The sequence below is a fragment of the Halobacillus sp. Marseille-P3879 genome, from assembly GCF_900240285.1.
Taxonomy (GTDB): Bacteria; Bacillota; Bacilli; order Bacillales; family Halobacillaceae; genus Halobacillus_A.
Genome location: NZ_OESS01000001.1, coordinates 1,538,048 through 1,556,659, shown reverse-complemented (window position 1 = coordinate 1,556,659; position 18,612 = coordinate 1,538,048). Strand labels below are relative to the sequence as shown.

The following is an 18,612-nucleotide window of genomic DNA, read 5'->3' as shown; positions in this document are numbered from 1 at the left end:
CATTCCACCAGCGTCACCCCCGAAGGGGATCAGCTGGTTTCCTGCGCTCGACTTGCATGTATTAGGCACGCCGCCAGCGTTCGTCCTGAGCCAGGATCAAACTCTCCATAAAAGTTGAGAATGACTTACTTGTGCACGGATGCACTGACTTCAACGTTGCAACAGGACGTTGCGAACTTCGTTGAAGATCCTTTAGCTCTGCACACCGAATGTGCTTGTTTTACTTCCTTCTATATTATAAAAAGAATTGACGTACTGGTTGGTTCGTTCAGTTTTCAAAGATCAAGTTCTGCCTTGCGACAGTAAATAAATTCTATCATAGTTCTTCAAAATAAGTCAATACTTTTGAAAGATTTTCTTTCGTTTCGATTGATTGATAGAAATCCGCTCTCAAATGAGCAACGTTTAATATCATAACTAATCTACAAGTAATTGTCAACAACAAAAATAAAACCGAGACTCAGGGCTCCTCATCTCGGTTTCTATTTCCTATTATATTATACTGCTTTTACGTAATAGATCAGTTTTCTTTCCTTCTTGCGAATTATCCGGGCAGCCAGCCTTGCCCCTCTCTTATCATCGGTCACCAGAAGTATATCTTTTGTACATTTAAAACGATCCTTTAAAGCTCTCTGCAAATAGCTTAAAGGTATATTCTCAGCACCGGGATACGGCGAGCGGTAAGCTGAGGTATAATCACGAATATCAATCACACAAAAATTATCACGAGATTCTGCGTGATTTGGAAATGGTTTTAACACAAATACATGAAACAGTCCTCTGAATATAGAAAAAGCCAGCACAACAATCACAAGTATACTAAATTCAAGCATCCTATTAACCCTCTCTTAAAATACAAGTTCGCCTTTCCAGTCCAGCATTCCACCCTCTAAATTATGAACCTTTTTGAACCCTTTTTCTTTTAAAAACTCTGAAGCATTCATACTCCTTCTTCCAGATCGGCACACCAAAACATATTCCTTATCCGGGTTTAAATTATCAACCTCTTCAGGAACATTCCCCAAAGGAATATGTTTGGCTGTCGGAATCATTCCTTGTGCAACTTCTTCATTTTCCCGAACATCAATTATTTCAATTTTTTTGTCTTCATCCAGTGCCTGCTGTAGTTGCTCTGGTGTCATAATATTTACTTCACTCATTAATAGGCCTCCTCATTTAAACTGAAATTTATTCTTATTTTATTAAATTGAATGAACTAGTCAAGAATTTAATTTATACAGTAAAAACTACCCCTTTAAAAAGGGATAGCTTTTAAAGTTAATTTGCTACAATATTCACCAATTTACCAGGTACAGCAATCACTTTGCGTACAGTTTTCCCTTCAAGCCACTCCTGCACGCTGCTATTTTCCAAAGCTGCTTTTTCAAGATCTTCCCTGGAAGCATCGGGACTTACCATCATTTTCGCCCGTACTTTCCCCATTACCTGAATAACAATTTCCACTTCCTCTTCAACAAGCTTTGCTTCATCATAAGCAGGCCACTGTTCATAAGCGATACTGCCGGTGTGGCCCAATAAACTCCATATTTCTTCAGCCAGATGTGGAGCTACAGGTGATAATAGCTTAACAAAGCCTTCTACATATTCCTTAGGTATTTCTTCAACCTTATAAGCATCATTTATAAACACCATCATCTGGGATATACCTGTATTAAAACGAAGGGCTTCAAAGTTATCGGTCACTTTTTGAACGGTTTCGTGATACGTTTTCTCTAAGGAAGCAGCCGTACTGTCTCCCTTAATTATTTCTGATAGTTCACCGTTTTCTGTAAACAATCTCCATACACGGTCAAGAAAGCGTCTTGCTCCATCTAAACCGTTGGTAGACCATGCAACTGAAGCTTCTAAAGGCCCCATAAACATTTCATATAGACGTAACGTGTCAGCCCCGTGAGTATATACAATATCATCCGGATTTACGACATTCCCCTTAGACTTACTCATCTTTTCATTGCCCTCGCCTAAGATCATTCCCTGATTAAACAATTTTTGGAATGGTTCTTTTGTAGGTACGACGCCGGCATCGTATAAAACTTTATGCCAGAAACGAGCATATAAAAGGTGAAGGACAGCATGTTCTGCTCCGCCAATATATACATCAACAGGAAGCCATTTCTTTAATTTTTCGTAATCAGCAAATGACTCATCATTTTGAGCATCAATATATCGAAGGAAATACCAGCAGCTTCCTGCCCATTGAGGCATCGTATTCGTTTCGCGGCGTCCCTTCATGCCCGTTTCAGGATCAACAACGTTTACCCAGTCCTCGATATTAGCGAGTGGAGATTCTCCTGTTCCTGAGGGCTTAATCTCGGTAGTTTTTGGGAGCTGGACTGGCAGTTCATCTTCGGGGACAGCTGTAATTGAACCGTCTTCCCAATGGATTACTGGTATTGGCTCGCCCCAGTACCGTTGGCGGCTGAACAACCAATCCCTTAAACGGTAGGTTGTTTTTCGCTCTCCTTTACGGTTAGATTCAAGCCACTGAATCGTTTTTTCGATTGCATCTTCTTTTCCCAGTCCGTTCAACATACCGGAATTAATATGCTTTCCGTCACCCGTGTATGCTTCTTCTTCAATGTCTCCCCCTTCAACGACTGCAATGATCGGAAGGTCGTACTTTGTGGCAAATTCATAGTCCCGTTCGTCATGGGCGGGCACAGCCATAATCGCACCGCTACCATAGCTCATCATTACATAATCCGCCACCCATATCGGAAGCTTGTTTCCATCAATGGGATTAATAGCATACCCCCCTGTGAACACCCCTGTTTTAGTTTTAGCTAAATCAGTTCTTTCGAGTTCACTTTTGTTTTGAGTTTCCTGGATATAGCGGTTAACCTCTTCTTTTTGTTCTTCCGTTACAATTTCACTGACAAGAGGATGCTCTGGTGCAAGAACAGCATAGGTAGCACCATACAAAGTGTCCGGACGGGTAGTAAACACCTCAAAAGAAGCGTCGTGGTGGGCGATATCAAAAGTAATCTCTGCTCCTTCTGATTTGCCAATCCAGTTTCTTTGCATATCTTTTATGCTTTCTGGCCAGTCCAGATCTTCCAAGTCTTCGAGAAGACGGTCTGCATATTCAGTAATTTTCAGCATCCATTGCTTCATAGGACGGCGTTCAACCGGGTGGCCGCCTCTTTCACTCTTGCCCTCTATTACTTCTTCATTTGCAAGTACAGTCCCTAGTGCGGGGCACCAGTTTACTGCCACTTCATCAATGTAAGCCAGCCCTTTTTCATAAAGTTTGAGGAAGATCCACTGCGTCCATTTATAGTAGTGAGGATCAGTAGTATTTATTTCACGATCCCAGTCATAGGAAAAGCCTAACTCTTGAATTTGTCTCTTGAAAGTTGCAATATTTTGTTTCGTAAATTCCTCAGGGTCATTCCCTGTATCAAGGGCATACTGTTCAGCAGGAAGACCAAAAGCATCCCACCCGATAGGATGGAGAACTTCATATCCCTGCATTCTCTTCATACGGGAAAGAATATCTGTAGCTGTATATCCTTCAGGATGTCCAACATGCAGCCCGGCTCCTGATGGGTATGGAAACATATCTAAGGCGTAGTACTTTTTCTTGTCTGTATTTGTATCCGTTTTAAAGGTTTTATTCTCTAACCAGTAATTCTGCCATTTCTTTTCAATAGTTTTGTGGTCGAATGCCATTTGTCTTCCTCCTAAATTAATCAACAAAGTAAACTATCTTTTCATTCCATTTAGATAAAATAAAAAAAGCCACTCATCCCTGAAAAAGGGACGAGAGACTTCTCCCGCGGTACCACCCAAATTAACGCTCTGCACGTTCACTTGCAATCGATATCGGTGATTAGGCCGGAAGATTACTCCTCTTCGACATCCAAGGTGAGTTCATAAATGCTCAAGAGCAGCTTACACCTACCGCTGCCTCTCTATAACTTGAGTAGATTTATTACTATTCCTTTTCAACGTCTTTACATATCTATTTTGTATACTATTGAAAGCATACGTCTTTGTCAAGTTGTCATGTTTATAATATCTACTATACTGGGTACAAAATAAATTGAAGGAGGCGATATTATTCATAAAAAAACGATCCGAAACCCCGGTTCTCCTGCCAAAAACAATTTAAAGCGTACAATTAATACCCCTAAACGAGTAGTACAAACAGACAAAAAAGGAAGAAGTAAAGAGTAGTTTTACTCGTTTATAAGAAAATCAGCCTTACTTTTTTGTCTGCTGAAGCTATAGCCAACTGTTTACCGTTAGAAAGATAATCCACACTGTAATTTCCTTTAGCTGGGAGTCCGTGCTGCTCTGTTTTCAAATCCTTTAATCTTAGCCTTAACAACTTGTAAGGCATGGCTATAGCTACTTCTTTTTCATCAGGAGAGACTGCGATCGAATAATACCCTTCCCCTCCTAAGCTATATGATTCGATTTTTTGGTGGTTCTCCATGTCCCAAATATTTAATGTACCATCATACCCTACTGACACTGCATGTGAATCTTCCCTAATGAACCTAAACCCCATTACTGCGGTTTCATGACCTTCAAATTCCTCTAAAATTTCGCCTGAAGGAATTAAATAACGTCGGAGCTTCGAACCTACACCACCTACAATCGCATGCAGATCCGTGCTTGCTGTTGTTAGAACACCGCTGTTTTGCTGGTCACTCTTCAATTTATGGACCAGCTCTCCATCCGGCCATTCTCTGATTCGTAACATCGATTGCTTATTACTCGTCAGCAAATAACGGTGATCGTAGGTGAAACGCAAATGACTGACGCCGGATTTTAAATCATGTATGGTCTTAAGAGGCTCAGAGGCTGAAATTTCATGGAGCAGAACAGTCCCGTCTGCTGAAGCAGAGACGAGTTTATTTCCACCTTCAATCCACTGCACACTATTTACACTAACCTTATGTCCTGAATATTCCTCCATTTTCTTCCCTTTCACAGCGTCCCATAAGTAAAGTTCTCCATTAAACCCAGCGGATAAAATCAAACTTTCCTCAGGGTGGTATTTCACTTTATTTACATGCGATGAATGAGCATCAATGGTATGTAACTCCATTCTATCCCTTCTTTCTATACAAAAAAAGTTTATTAGAACTATGGTTCATGCTAAAATAATGCAGTGTTTCTACGATTTTAAACAGAGGAGTTTAACGCAAATGAAATTAAAAAGAGTTTTGCAATATGCTCATGACTTAATGGAAGATACCCTTACAGAAGGGGATATAGCGATTGATGGAACATGTGGTAACGGGCACGACACCCTACACCTTTGTAAATTAGTCGGTTCAAGCGGTCATGTGTACGGATATGACATTCAAAAACAGGCTGTTAATAATACCATAGCCCGCCTGGAAGCTGACCTACTCTCTGAACGTGCAACGATATTCCAACAAAGCCATGATCAGATCGGTTCTACGATTCCACATAAAGATTTGTCCCGATTAAAAGCCGCGATCTTTAATTTAGGCTACCTTCCAGGAAGTGATAAATCTATTATCACTACACCTGAAGGGACACTGCGTTCAATTAATTCAATCCTACAGCACCTCCAACCCGGTGGATTAATTGTATTGGTGGTTTACCACGGTCATCCCGGAGGCAGAGAGGAAAAAGATGAGGTTCTCCAATTTGTAACCTCTCTTGAACAAAATAGTTACAGCGTCCTTCAATACGGGTTTATTAATCAAAAGAACTCTCCCCCATTCGTCCTGGCCATAGAAAAGAAATAGACTATGACTGTATACTCCTTAATCTGTTGTACATTTTCGAATTGTAGTAAAAAAAGGTAGCTTTTTTTCCACTTGCCCTGAGCAGTGCTTTTACAAAGCTCTTTGCATGACTTATCCTTTTAACTTTATGATCTGCTAAGTATAATCCGACCAGCCCTTCCCGGATCATCTCGTGAAAAGCTGCATGAGGCAGACTTTTCACAGAGAGGTTCGTTTGTTTCACAAAATAAACAAACCGATCCCTCATTAATTCTTCGTGTTCATAATAGGAACAAAAGTTCAAGTCTCCTTCCTCCTCATCTTCCTGCTGATCAATATAGTAGTCAAGCAGGATATGGAGGCCTTGCATATAAGGGAAGTAACTGCACATTACTTGTTCAGCCAACTCCTCTGTCATCTCTCCGCTTAGCGAGTAAGATACTAAACAAAAGATGCCGAGAGTGGAACCTGTACAAGCTGAGAACTCATACCATTCAAGATTCGGACATTCTTGCTGATAATGCTCAAACCACCCCTTCAGCCTCGGTATTCTTTCTTCCTCCTGCACATGCTTATGGACCTGAAGATCATTATAGAGATAACCCAGTTTACTAGTATAAGGCTGGGCAAATGAATAAGGTGAAGCATCACGCAATACTTCCTGACAGGTTAGAACAAGTGAGTGTAAATATCCTCCATCATTTTTATCTTCCCTGTAATAATAATAGTCTTTTAATTCATTCCCTGGGTTAAGTGCATCCGTCATTGAAGCATGCAGCATCCGAAAATCCTCAGGGTCCATTGAAGTACTGCGGTCGCACAAATTATCTAAGTAATCACTAATGGTTTGATAAGCTACAATAAACCGAACGGCTTCTCTCCAGTTTTCCCTGGCTAATAAAGAATATATTCCTCCACCTTCACAATGGAAGGTTTTATGCTGAATACTGGCCAGTGCCTGAGTTTTTAATTCTGTATTTGGAATGGTTTCAGCTTTTTTCCTCCATTGGTTAAGCTGCTTGTGCACGTAAGGGAAAATTTGTTTATAGACGCGCACCATTAATGGAAGCGCACGTTCAGGTACTTTCTCGCCCACATTAATCTCTCCTTTGTGTTTGATGCTTAGTCATCTGCTGTTGTACGAAGTTATACAAATACATATAAGGGAGCTGCCATTCTGCTTCATTAAATAGTTCATGGTAAAAACCCGGCCATTCTTTGTAATTTTTTTCATTTGTTTTCACTTCATGAAACCATTGGTAAGTCTTTAAACGATCGACAACCAGATCATCTCCGGACTGCATAACAAGTAAAGGTACATCAGGAAACTTATCCACGTTTTTAAACGCTTTTTTAATGGAGCGTTGAAATTCGTTATACCACCTTACCGATACTTTATCAATAATGAGGGGATCGTTATGATCCCTCTTAATTACCTGGGGATTTGTTGTTATGGATTCCGGCTGGAGCGTTGAATTCACACGAAAAGAAGGCCACACGAAATTCAACAACCTGGATAAGGCAGCCATAGGTTTACTTGCCCCATTCAAAATACCAAACGCCGGAGAGGATAAAATAACCCCATCCACTGTAACTCCCAACTTTTGAAGCGTTCGTACAACAATCAGACCCCCCATGCTGTGCCCTAGCAGGAAGACGGGCAAATCAGGATCCGCTGCCTTCACCCATTCTTTCACCTTATGTAAATAATCATCAAAAGAACGGATATGGCCTTTTAATCCTTCCGATTTTCCTTGGCCAGGGAGATCATGAATCACAACATGGAAGCCATCCCTCTGCAGCTTCTCTACTAAATAAGTGTAACGCCCGGAGTGTTCGAATGCTCCGTGGACAACTATAATCGTTGCTAACTTATCCTTAATCATCACTTTGTTCTCCCTGTCTATTTGTTATACTGAATTTATTATTAATTATAAGGGGGTTGACCATGATTTGCGAATATAAAGGCATCCAGCCTAAGATTGATGAAAGTGCCTATATTGCTGAAGACGCTGTTATCACTGGAGATGTTACCATTGGCGCATCATCGAGCATCTGGTTTAAAACAGTAATACGGGGAGACGTAGCTCCTGTATATATCGGCAGTGAAGTAAACATCCAGGATTTAAGTATGCTTCATCAAAGCCCGAACCAGCCATTAGTTATTGAGGACGGTGTCACAGTCGGGCATCAGGTGACGTTACATTCGTCACATATAAAGAAGAATGCGCTTATCGGGATGGGGTCCCTCATATTAGATGGAGCTGTCATAGGGGAACAAGCTTTTATCGGAGCCGGAAGTTTAGTTCCGCCCGGAAAAATAATTCCTCCACGAACCTTAGCTTTAGGGCGTCCCGCTAAAGTCATCCGGGAATTAACTGAAGATGATTACAAAGAACTTGATCGAATCAGAGCCACTTATGTGGAGAAAGGGCAAGTTTATAAAAACATAGAAAAAAATTAAAAGAAGTGGCGTATAGAACGGTGCTTCACAGCTTGTAGAGTTTTTCTACAAGCTTTTTTGTGAGATCGTTCGGGTAAATGCGACCTCCTCCTCGTGAATACCCCGCTGCAGAGTCTCATAACGCCTGCTATTTTTCCGCCGGAGTCTTGTGGTATTCGCCCGCCTTCCACCGAAAAAGACTATCCTATTCTAACTTACTTTGGATAGGTGAAGGGCAATATTCTGTGTTCTGGCAGGTACCCGTCATCAGTGCTTGTTGACGGACATTTACCTTTCGGTGTGCGCCAATACTTCAGCCCATGGAGTGCTTTCGAATCCGGGAAGTCTTTTCCCATACTAAAAACCCACTTTCCTTCATTTAAAAGTTCGTTCAAACGATCCAACTCTTTTTGGTTGAAACCACTCACCACCGGCTCCAGGAGTTCTTTCTTAAGAAAAAGAAATTCCTGGAAAAAAGCAAAAAATAAAACTGCCGAGATCTTTCTCGACAGCCTGAGAAACGCCGTTTGGAACGGCGCTTCCTCTTTATTGTGTTACTTTTCCTTTCAGTAGTTCTGCTTTATCTGTCTGTTCCCATGGAAAGATGACATCCGTACGGCCGAAGTGACCATAAGCAGCAGTCTGGCGGTAAATCGGGCGCCTCAGATCAAGCATCTTTATAATACCGGCTGGTCTTAAATCAAATAATTCCCGTACCGCCTTTACAAGGTTCTCTTCAGAAACCTTTCCTGTCCCAAAGGTATTTATAGAAATAGAGACAGGCTGGGCAACTCCTATAGCGTACGCCAACTGGACCTCGCAAGACTCAGCTAATTTGGCAGCGACGATATTTTTAGCCACATAACGGGCAGCATAAGCAGCTGAACGGTCTACCTTGGTAGCGTCCTTTCCGCTAAAAGCGCCCCCGCCATGACGGGCATATCCACCATAAGTATCAACAATAATCTTTCTTCCTGTTAACCCTGCATCTCCTTGAGGACCTCCGATAACAAAACGACCTGTAGGGTTAATAAAATATTTTGTCTGTTCGTCTATCAGATGACCTGGAACCACAGGATTAATCACTTGTTCTTTTAAATCCTTTTGAATTTGCTTTAACGTAGTTTCTTCAGCATGCTGAGTAGAAATAACAATCGTATCCACTCTAACTGGCTGGTCATTCTCATCGTACTCAATCGTAACCTGCGTTTTACCATCTGGGCGCAAGTAACTTAAAGTTCCGTCATTTCTTACATCAGAAAGGCGTTTTGCGATTTTATGTGCTAATGAAATAGGAAGAGGCATTAATTCTTGGGTTTCATTATTAGCGAATCCAAACATTAATCCCTGGTCCCCCGCTCCTATTGCTTCAATTTCGTCGTCGCTCATTTGACCTTCACGGGATTCTAGTGCTACATCTACCCCTCCGGCAATATCAGGTGATTGTTCATCAATAGCTGTAAGCACGGCACAAGTATCAGCATCAAACCCGTACTTCGCCCTGGTGTATCCTATTTCTTTGATCGTTTTTCGAACAATTGCAGGGATATCTACGTAAGTATTGGTACTTATTTCACCAGATACTAATACTAACCCAGTGGTAACTGTAGTTTCACACGCCACTCGTGCATTTGGATCATTTTTTAATATTTCATCTAAAATCGCGTCAGAAATCTGGTCACAAATTTTGTCAGGATGACCCTCTGTGACAGATTCTGACGTGAATAACCGGCGATTAGCAGGCATTCTTAAAAACTCCTCCTTCTGTCAATACAAAGATTCGACGGCACTCTTTCCAGTATTACTTTATAGAAGTTTATATTACGCTAGGAACTTCATATTTGTTTATCTATATTTCCAATTAAGGTTGTACATAAAGAAAAACCCTTCCTTCTTAAAGAGGAAAGGCATCCGTTCCTTTCGCTCTTATCGTCCAAGATCGTAAACACGACCTTGCTGCAGGTTAGCACCATGTCAAATAATTGACGGTTGCCGGGTTTCATTGGGCCTGTCCCTCCACCAGCTCTGGATAAGAGAGTATCCGTTCGGACTAATAGTATCGAAATACTGTAAGCATGTCAATCAATTTTCCCCTTTAAGAAATTGAACAAGAGCCGTTTTTACAGCGGTTCTTAAAGATCCTGTATCGATTTCGGGCAATCCATTTATAGACGGGAACACCAACCAATCCAGAACCCGGGATATACATAAATAATCCTGCAATAAATGTCAGAGGCGTTCTTATTAATACGTATCTCAGTGAATAAAAGCCTCTTAGTATCTTTCCATCAGGGGTGATCAAGTGAATCTCTTTAGACAAATTCTCCTCATTTAAATTCACGTCTTTCTCCCATTCAGTGCTTCCGGCATTCTGGATTGTTTCCCATTGAAAAAACTTAAAAAAGTCTAAAATTTGTATCCACTTTTTACTCTGCCGACACAAATAGCACCCGGCATCGTAGAGAATTATAGATTTGCTCACTATTTCACATCCCTTCAATAACATTATAGCTCATTATGTAATAAAATAAAATGAAAGCAATTTCAATTAATAGTATGGACTAAACAAACTAATGTGTTATACTTTATTTCAAAGTAGCACCAAATCTTTAAGTAAAGGCGGGTAGTCCCATATGAGCACCATTAATCAGATGTCTGATTTGACTCAACTATTAAATGAGCCTAATGTTCAACACCAATTATCAGTCCCACATCTTGTCGAGAGAATCCTTGCGCGCAATGAAGGCACTCTGACAAATAGTGGCGCTATTCAAGCGACAACAGGAGAATATACAGGCCGTTCTCCGCACGATAAATTCATCGTAAAAGACGATGAAGCTGCTGATACTGTAAACTGGGGTAAAGTAAATCAGTCGATTGATGAGCTTACGTTTGTAAAGCTTTATCATAAGGTGTTGGATTACTTAAAGAAGCAGGATGAACTTTTTGTATTCAACGGTTATGCCGGTGCAGATGAAAGATACCGCCTTCCTTTAAGAGTCATCAACGAATTTGCCTGGCACAACCTGTTTGCACGACAAATGTTCATCCGACCAGAACATGATGAATTAACTGACCATGATGCTGAATTTACAGTAATTTCCGCTCCTACATTTAAGGCTGACCCTGATACTGATGGTACAAATTCAGAAGCTTTCATTATGATTTCCTTTAAGCATAGAGTGGTGCTTATCGGAGGCACGGAATATGCGGGGGAGATTAAGAAATCTATTTTTTCTGTAATGAATTATATATTACCTAAACAAAATGTTCTTCCTATGCACTGCTCAGCAAATGTAGGGAAAGAAGGCGATGTCGCTCTCTTTTTTGGATTGTCAGGAACAGGCAAGACTACACTGTCAGCGGATGCAGATCGAAAACTGATCGGGGATGATGAACACGCGTGGTCAAACTACGGCATTTCAAACATTGAGGGTGGGTGTTATGCTAAATGCATCAATCTATCCTATGATAAAGAACCTCAAATTTTCGATGCTATTCATTTTGGAACAGTTTTAGAAAACGTCATTTTAAATGAAGGAACGAATCAGCCTGATTATGACGACACATCCTTAACTGAAAATACTAGAGCCGCCTATCCTCTAGATCATATTAAAAACACAGTGATTCCTAGTGTAGCAGGGCATCCAAATGCAATTGTATTTCTAACAGCTGATGCTACAGGGGTTCTTCCTCCTATCAGTAAGCTCTCTAAAGAGCAAGCGATGTATCATTTTTTAAGTGGTTATACGAGTAAGCTTGCAGGCACTGAACGGGGAGTAACTTCACCTCAAGCCACATTCTCAGCTTGTTTCGGTTCACCTTTTCTTCCGTTAGCCCCTTCTGTGTACGCTGAAATGCTCGGAGAAAAAATTGACCAATTTAATTCAGACGTCTACCTGGTAAACACGGGATGGACCGGCGGACCTTATGGGGAAGGTAAGCGTATGAAACTCTCTTATACGCGGGCCATGATCCACGCTGCTTTGGAAGGTGAGCTCAATTCTGCAGACACATATACAGACCCGGTATTCGGCTTAAACATCCCAGTCCATTGCCCTGGTGTACCTGATGATGTATTAATCCCTAAAAAAACGTGGAAAGATCCGGATGCCTATGATAAGAAAGCTAATGACCTGGCAAAGCAATTCCATGAGAACTTTAAACAATTTAAGCAAGCAAGCAATGATATTATAAAGGCGGGCCCAAATTACGGTAGAGCTTGATGATACTGTTTCCTCATTTCTTTAATATATACAAAACACCGTGCCTCTTCTGGCACGGTGTTTTAATGAGATTCTAAATGCTTCCTTTTAATTACTTTTAAACACTCTATTAACACTTCATCCTTCATCATAAAGCTGTAAAGCGGATTATTTTTTATAGATGCAGGTAATTCCTCAAGCAGAAAAGGGCCTTCTGTCTCATAATAATGAGGCTGTTCCATTAAGTATGAAATGTTGGCGAAATATACGTTTTTAATGATTGTTCCACCCTTGCCCGCCACATAATACTGGCCAATATAATACAGACGCTTAACCTCCGCACCCGTTTCTTCCCGCACTTCCCTTACAGCCGCTTCGTCAGCTGATTCTCCTTCTTCTACTTTCCCTCCAGGAAACTCAAGACCTCTGTCCTTATGTTTAGTTAACAGCCATTGATCATCGTACCGGCAAATAACCCAGACATGCTTAGGTGCAGTTGAAAAAGGGTGATCCTCAAAAGAGAGCTTCACTTGATTTCTATAATAATCGTAAAAAGTTTTCATGTTAAATCAACTGCCTTTAATTAACGAGATATGTACTTCTGCATTAAATCGTATCATAAGCTTACAAGATTAAAAACAATAGTGATTATTACACTTATGTTACACAAATGTTGAATTTCTGAAACTTTCTCTTAATCCAATCGTATGTATAGAGAGTAGAATAAAAGGGGGACCATGATGAAATTAAAACTAATTCCCTTTGCCATACTGAGCCTGCTTTTTATTACTGCCTGCTCAAGTGCCGAGGGAGAAAAAGCGAAAGACGTATTCGAGAAATCAGCAGCAGCGTCTGAAGAGCTCGAGAGCTTCTCTATGGATATGGAAATGACCCAGAATATGGATGTTAATTCCAGTAACTCAGAAGAAGCTGTTCCGGAAGGCGTACCTTTAAAAACGAAAATGGATTCAGACATGCAGATGGATCCAGTTGCCTTTTATCAAACGATAGAATTTATGGGGCAGTCCATGGAACAGTACTATACGGAAGAGGGCATGTATATGTCGATGCCCGGAGAAGATGGGTGGTTTAAAGCACCTGAAGATCTTGTGGATCAGCTTAATCAGATAAGCTCTGAAGAGCAGTCTCCAGGAAATCAGCTTGAAAACCTTGAAGGTTATGTCGACGAAATCAACCTAGGAGAAGATGATAACTCTTATATTTTATCTTTTAGTTCAGAAGGCGAAAACGTTCAGTCTCTCATCGAAGATTCGTTGGAAGAAACATTTCCTGATGGCACAATGCCTGAAGATGCGATGGAGGACTTAACAGTAGAGAAAGTCGATTACTCCTTTGAAGTAGACAAAGAAAGTTACTACCCTAGAAAGCTTGATGCTGAATTGGATTTCACAATCGAAATGGATGGCGAGAAAACCTCCATAAACCAGGTGATAAGCGGAAACTATAGCAACTTTAATAAAGTCGAAGATATTCAAATTCCCGATGATGTTAAAGAAAACGCTGAGGAATTACCTGATATGGGACAATTAAATTAATCCATTTTTCAGCCGCTTCAGTCTTGAAGCGGCTTATTACTGTCTAAATCTTCAAGGACACCCATTGATGAAATGTGCTGCTTCGTCTGCTCATCACCAAGCTCGTAAATTTTCCGAAAAGCAGATTTCATTCCTTCATCAAACTCATCATTTGACTGATCTCTATGGTAAGGATCAAATGGAACGTGAGCCCTAAAGAATGCCCGCGTGTCTGAATTATACATTTCATCAAACATTTCCCTTAACAATAACAAATCCTCTCCATCGGCATAAATTACGAAATCATCGTTGTTGCCATCATGATTAATCGAAATTTCTCTGGTACCTATATTTACAAAATACGGTTTCTTATCCATACACAAAAAGCCTCCTTTATGTACTTAGGTTGAACAAAAAGACGGCTTTTATTACAGAAATGGCTACTGATCTGCCAAATGAGGGCATGTCTTACAAAAATTACTGTCCTGATATAGCTTATAGGATAAACAGCAGCATTTTCTTTTCCTTGCGCCGCTGCTCAGTAGGGGCTGGTATAAGAAATAACTAAATGGATTCCTCTTCATGCCGAACACCTCTCCCGGCAGACGCTCTACTATAAAATAGAGATCCTCCTTAAGGTTTCTAACATCAGCTTCGTCATACCATAAACTTAATTCTTTTTCATAAAACCGAAACATATATAGTGCAATATTTTCCCACATAACGTCCATAGATAGTCTGGTTAATTGATTGATGTGTAAAAATAATGGACGGATATGAAATGAAAAGAGGTTTGTAAGTTCCTTAAGCATCCAATCCATCCGCTCTCCTTCAGCTGGTTGACTGACTTCCTGCGAAAGGAGCCTAATTTTAGGAAACCATTTCTTTTCTTCAGTCGTACGTATTAACTCTATGTTTTCCAAATTCATATTGGGCATTTTGTTAAACAAGGTCATGGAAGCTAATGGAACCGAAGCGATGTAATAGCTATATCTTTTTGAAAGAATAGATGCTGACGTTAATAGAAATTCAGACTGCATATAAACGTGTATAAAGTCGATTGTTTCCTGAACTCCTGATTTAGTACATAGCGTTGTTCCTTCTGTGATTCCATATTTCTCGTCTTCTTCCTCAATAAAATACCTAAAATGCTTATGAAGAAAATATTCTTCTTCCCTGCTTAAGGAATTCAAACAACTTCACCTCTTCTATATATGATGAGCCCAGCTTCTTTTCGAAAGCCGAGCCAATCTCTCCTCATCTACACTAAAACCTATTCCTGGATCTGAGGGGATTTCTACTTGTCCATCATTTACTTCTACATATGGCTGTATAATATCTTCTTCCAAATAACGCGTAGAGTGTGATAGGTCTCCAGGTATTGTGAAATTACTTAAAGACGCAAGGGCCAGGTTATGTGCTTTAGATACTCCGGTCTCCACCATTCCACCGCACCATACAGGGATATTATATGCCTGACAATAGTCATGAATGCGGACAGCTTCTGTCAAACCCCCGACTCTGCTTATTTTTATATTTACTACCCGGCAGCTTTCCATAGAAACGGCCTGGACAACATCTTGAAAACTGTTAATGGTTTCATCCAGACACAGAGGTGTATTTACCATTTGCTGAAGCTGCTGATGCATATAATAATCCCCCGCCCTAAAAGGCTGTTCAATCATTTGAAGATTATATTGATCAAGGCGCTTCAGTACATCAAGATCATCAAAGGTATACATTCCATTTGCGTCAATCATAAGAGGAATATCAGGGTAAGCTTCCCTTACGGACGAAATAATTTCTTCTTCTCTGCCCTTCTCAACTTTCAACTTAAATCGTTCATACCCTTTATCAAGTAAATGATCGACCTCTGAGACTAAGTTGCTCGATAAGCTTAACACAGCTCCCGCTTTAACAATCCTGCGGGTACCCCCAATCATAGCTGCTAGAGTACGATTATGCTGCCTGGCATACAAATCCCATAAAGCTCCCTCTATACCTGACTTAGCCATTTGATGCCCCTTTATGAAAGAGGATGCTTCTTCAAAATCAGATGGATGGGTTATAGAAGCATATTGAATAGATGGAAGACAAATGTCTTTAAGAATATGCCAAGCCGTCCCCAGCGTTTCAGGGGTATAGAAGGGAGTAGAAAAAACGGGTACTTCTCCATACCCTGTCATCCCCTCCTTATCCTCCACAGCAACGATAATGACAGACCTTTCCCTCAGCTCTCCTAAATGAGTGCTAAAGGGATTCCTTAAAGGAATGGTAACCTCATTTAATGTTATTTTATTTATATTCATCAATATCTTCCTTCTGAATGGCAGCCTGAAGGTTTCTTCTTACCATTTTATTCGCAGCGTTCCTTGGAATTTCTTTAATAAAATAAACTGAGCGAGGCAGTTTGTAGCCAGCCAGTTTGTCTTTACAATAAGCATGAATATCTTCTTCTGTCACTTTATGATTATGATTTCTTACAATAAAAGCAGCAGGCACTTCTCCCCATTCAGGGTGGTCCACACCAGTTACAGCTGCTTCCTGCACTCCTTCTATTTCAAGAAGAGTACTTTCAATTTCAGCCGGATAAATATTTTCACCACCTGAAATAATCATATCGGTCACGCGATCCACAACATATAAATATCCTTCTTCATCTAAATAGCCTAAGTCTCCTGTTGAGAAATATTCTTCACGGTGCGGAGCATGATTATAATATCCGCTCGATACCATTGGACCTTTTACTTGAATTTCACCTATTTCATAAGGAGAGCAGATCTTGTCCTGTGATAAAATTTTTAATGAGGCCGGGGAAAGGGCCTTTCCGGCCGAACCTAGCTTACGAACAGCATCTATTGGCCGTAATGTAGAAATTTGTGAACTCGTTTCTGTCATTCCGTAAGTTTGAAAAACAGGAACATTGGCTTGAGAGGCTTTGCGAAGAAGGGATTCAGGCACAGGGCCGCCGCCGAGCAACGCCCCCCTAAAAGTACCAGGGACTTCTTTCTGTCGTTGATCCATTAATCTCTGGAGCATTACGGTAACCAGTGAAACTAGAGACACTTTACGCTCAGTAATTTGATGATTAACAGCCTCAGCACTAAATTTCTCCATTAATACGACCGGCATCCCGTAAATGACATTTTTCATTAAAATCGAAAAACCGCCGACATGGAACAGCGGTAAACACACCAACCATTTATCGTTCTCTCTCAAACCAAGATTTAACGCGGAGGCAACCGCACTAAACCAATGATTCCCGTAAGTGTGAATCACAGCTTTGGGTTTGCCGGTGGTGCCAGAAGTATACATCATTGTAAATGGCTTACTTAAATCAAGACTTTCAACGAGATCCTCTGTTTTCTCTTTTTTCGGTATGCTTTCCAACGATATTAACGGGATTTCAGCTTCACCTTTTGAGATTGATTGCTCACCTAATTCTATAAATTGGTTATCTGCAACTAGAAGCGCGGCGTCTGAATCATTTATTTGATAGGCAAGCTCATTAGGCGATAATCTTGTGTTCAAACAAATCACAACCGCTCCCAAATAACTTACAGCGTGAATAAGCACAACATAATGAAGGTGATTCCCCGCTAAGAAAGCGATATGCTGTCCTTTATAAACACCCTTACTTTTTAGACCGGCAGCTATCCGTCGACTTTGTGTTCTTAATTCTGCAAAGGTTAACGATAGACCATTTTCTGTCTCTATAGCAATTGCATCCGGTTGTATTTCAAATTGTTTCTCCAGCCAGTGAGGAATCTCTGTCATCACTCATCCTTCTTTCTTTATAATATTTTTCAAAGAAAGGGCTCTCCCGTCCTGGGAAAGCCCTAATTTAAGAAATATTATGGGAAACGAGGAAACTGTTTAAAGTCAGGCTTTCGTTTTTCCTTGAATGAGTCGCGGCCTTCCTTCGCTTCTTCCGTGGTGTAGTAGAGCAATGTCGCGTCCCCGCCCATTTGCTGCAACCCAGCTAAGCCATCCGTATCTGCATTAAAGGAAGCTTTAAGGAAGCGAAGAGCTGTAGGTGATTTCTCAAGCATTTCTCTTCCCCACTGAACCACTTCATCTTCCAACTGATCAAGCGGCACTACTGTGTTAACGAGCCCCATGTCAAGAGCTTCTTTTGCACTGTATTGACGGCAGAGATACCAAATTTCACGAGCTTTCTTGTGACCGACTATACGGGCCAGCAATCCTGCACCATAGCCTGCATCAAAGCTGCCTACCTTAGGACCAGTCTGGCCAAACACAGCATTGTCTGCGGCAATCGTTAAATCGCAAACGATATGTAGGACATGTCCTCCACCAATTGCATAACCGGACACCTCAGCTACTACCGGTTTCGGAATAACACGAATCAAACGCTGCAGATCAAGAACATTCAAACGAGGAATATGATCGTCTCCTACATAACCTCCGTGTCCTCGAACACTCTGATCTCCTCCTGAACAGAAGGCATCATCTCCCACTCCTGCTAACACAATGACTCCAATATTAGAATCATCACGTGCGTAGGCAAAAGCATCAATCAATTCCTGCACAGTCTTTGGACGAAAAGCATTCCTCACCTGGGGACGATTGATCGAAATTCTAGCAATACCTTCATAAGTTTCATATAAAATATCTTCATACTCTCGTTCTGAAATCCAATTATAACTCACAAATAAGCCTCCTTGATCAAAAAA

General features: G+C 40.8%; 18 protein-coding genes, 1 rRNA gene, 1 riboswitch and 1 other annotated feature. Of the genes, 4 read left to right on the top strand and 15 right to left on the bottom strand.

The window, feature by feature from the left end:
* From C1A12_RS07675 to C1A12_RS07655, 5 genes are all read right to left on the bottom strand, one after another.
* Positions 1 to 112, bottom strand: a 16S ribosomal RNA gene (locus C1A12_RS07675); the annotation flags it as partial.
* A 385-nt stretch (positions 113 to 497) separates the two neighbouring features.
* Positions 498 to 833 carry a rhodanese-like domain-containing protein gene (locus tag C1A12_RS07670; protein ID WP_200816559.1) on the bottom strand — a complete coding sequence of 112 codons (336 nt, stop codon included), beginning with the start codon at positions 831 to 833 and terminating at the stop codon, positions 498 to 500.
* 15 nt (positions 834 to 848) lie between these two features.
* Complete coding sequence (locus C1A12_RS07665) at positions 849 to 1,160, bottom strand: rhodanese-like domain-containing protein (RefSeq protein ID WP_101843230.1); 312 nt, start codon at positions 1,158 to 1,160, stop codon at positions 849 to 851.
* Positions 1,161 to 1,278: 118 nt separating this feature from the next.
* Entirely contained in the window at positions 1,279 to 3,693 is a 2,415-nt protein-coding gene (leuS, locus tag C1A12_RS07660; RefSeq protein ID WP_101843229.1) for a leucine--tRNA ligase, read from the bottom strand.
* An 83-nt stretch (positions 3,694 to 3,776) separates the two neighbouring features.
* Positions 3,777 to 3,981, bottom strand: a binding site (T-box leader).
* A gap of 229 nt (positions 3,982 to 4,210) precedes the next feature.
* Positions 4,211 to 5,098 (bottom strand): WD40 repeat domain-containing protein, encoded by an 888-nt coding sequence (locus tag C1A12_RS07655; RefSeq protein ID WP_373420429.1) that lies wholly within the window; start codon positions 5,096 to 5,098, stop codon positions 4,211 to 4,213.
* A gap of 82 nt (positions 5,099 to 5,180) precedes the next feature.
* Between C1A12_RS07655 and C1A12_RS07650 the strand changes: the two genes are divergently transcribed.
* Entirely contained in the window at positions 5,181 to 5,753 is a 573-nt protein-coding gene (locus C1A12_RS07650; RefSeq protein WP_101843228.1) for a class I SAM-dependent methyltransferase, read from the top strand.
* 1 nt (position 5,754) lies between these two features.
* Here the strand turns inward: C1A12_RS07650 and C1A12_RS07645 are convergent, their stop codons facing one another.
* Positions 5,755 to 6,792, bottom strand: a complete 1,038-nt coding sequence (locus tag C1A12_RS07645; RefSeq protein ID WP_101843317.1) for a tetraprenyl-beta-curcumene synthase family protein — start codon at positions 6,790 to 6,792, stop codon at positions 5,755 to 5,757.
* A gap of 37 nt (positions 6,793 to 6,829) precedes the next feature.
* The gene (locus C1A12_RS07640) at positions 6,830 to 7,618 is read right to left on the bottom strand and encodes an alpha/beta hydrolase (protein ID WP_101843227.1); all 789 of its coding nucleotides are present in this window, start codon (positions 7,616 to 7,618) and stop codon (positions 6,830 to 6,832) included.
* 62 nt (positions 7,619 to 7,680) lie between these two features.
* On the opposite strand from C1A12_RS07640, the gene C1A12_RS07635 reads away from it, so the two are divergent.
* Entirely contained in the window at positions 7,681 to 8,196 is a 516-nt protein-coding gene (locus C1A12_RS07635; protein ID WP_101843226.1) for a gamma carbonic anhydrase family protein, read from the top strand.
* A gap of 525 nt (positions 8,197 to 8,721) precedes the next feature.
* Here the strand turns inward: C1A12_RS07635 and metK are convergent.
* Together metK and C1A12_RS07625 are read right to left on the bottom strand one after the other, a co-directional pair.
* A complete protein-coding gene (metK, locus tag C1A12_RS07630; protein WP_101843225.1) occupies positions 8,722 to 9,921 on the bottom strand; it encodes a methionine adenosyltransferase in 1,200 nt (399 codons plus the stop codon).
* Between the two features lie 177 nt (positions 9,922 to 10,098).
* Positions 10,099 to 10,211, bottom strand: a riboswitch (SAM riboswitch).
* A gap of 59 nt (positions 10,212 to 10,270) precedes the next feature.
* Positions 10,271 to 10,657 (bottom strand): thiol-disulfide oxidoreductase DCC family protein, encoded by a 387-nt coding sequence (locus C1A12_RS07625; protein WP_159462162.1) that lies wholly within the window; start codon positions 10,655 to 10,657, stop codon positions 10,271 to 10,273.
* Positions 10,658 to 10,808: 151 nt separating this feature from the next.
* Here C1A12_RS07625 and pckA point away from each other — a divergent pair, with 151 nt between their 5' ends.
* Complete coding sequence (pckA, locus tag C1A12_RS07620) at positions 10,809 to 12,401, top strand: phosphoenolpyruvate carboxykinase (ATP) (RefSeq protein ID WP_101843223.1); 1,593 nt, start codon at positions 10,809 to 10,811, stop codon at positions 12,399 to 12,401.
* Positions 12,402 to 12,463: 62 nt separating this feature from the next.
* Here pckA and ytkD read toward each other — a convergent pair whose 3' ends face one another.
* Positions 12,464 to 12,943: an RNA deprotection pyrophosphohydrolase gene (ytkD, locus tag C1A12_RS07615; protein ID WP_101843222.1), complete on the bottom strand. Its 480-nt coding sequence runs from the start codon at positions 12,941 to 12,943 to the stop codon at positions 12,464 to 12,466.
* A gap of 177 nt (positions 12,944 to 13,120) precedes the next feature.
* Between ytkD and C1A12_RS07610 the strand changes: the two genes are divergently transcribed.
* A complete protein-coding gene (locus tag C1A12_RS07610) occupies positions 13,121 to 13,936 on the top strand; it encodes a DUF6612 family protein (protein WP_101843221.1) in 816 nt (271 codons plus the stop codon).
* Positions 13,937 to 13,953: 17 nt separating this feature from the next.
* Here C1A12_RS07610 and C1A12_RS07605 read toward each other — a convergent pair whose 3' ends face one another.
* From C1A12_RS07605 to menB, 5 genes are all read right to left on the bottom strand, one after another.
* A complete protein-coding gene (locus C1A12_RS07605) occupies positions 13,954 to 14,292 on the bottom strand; it encodes a hydrolase (RefSeq protein ID WP_101843220.1) in 339 nt (112 codons plus the stop codon).
* Positions 14,293 to 14,355: 63 nt separating this feature from the next.
* Positions 14,356 to 15,108 (bottom strand): hypothetical protein, encoded by a 753-nt coding sequence (locus C1A12_RS07600; RefSeq protein WP_101843219.1) that lies wholly within the window; start codon positions 15,106 to 15,108, stop codon positions 14,356 to 14,358.
* 15 nt (positions 15,109 to 15,123) lie between these two features.
* A complete protein-coding gene (gene menC / locus C1A12_RS07595; protein ID WP_101843218.1) occupies positions 15,124 to 16,224 on the bottom strand; it encodes an o-succinylbenzoate synthase in 1,101 nt (366 codons plus the stop codon).
* Positions 16,211 to 17,692, bottom strand: coding sequence for an o-succinylbenzoate--CoA ligase (locus C1A12_RS07590; protein ID WP_101843217.1), 1,482 nt, complete (start codon positions 17,690 to 17,692; stop codon positions 16,211 to 16,213). Before C1A12_RS07590 ends, menC begins: the two co-directional genes overlap by 14 nt.
* A 77-nt stretch (positions 17,693 to 17,769) precedes the next feature.
* The gene (menB, locus tag C1A12_RS07585) at positions 17,770 to 18,588 is read right to left on the bottom strand and encodes a 1,4-dihydroxy-2-naphthoyl-CoA synthase (protein WP_101843216.1); all 819 of its coding nucleotides are present in this window, start codon (positions 18,586 to 18,588) and stop codon (positions 17,770 to 17,772) included.
* Between the last annotated feature and the right edge of the window lie 24 nt (positions 18,589 to 18,612).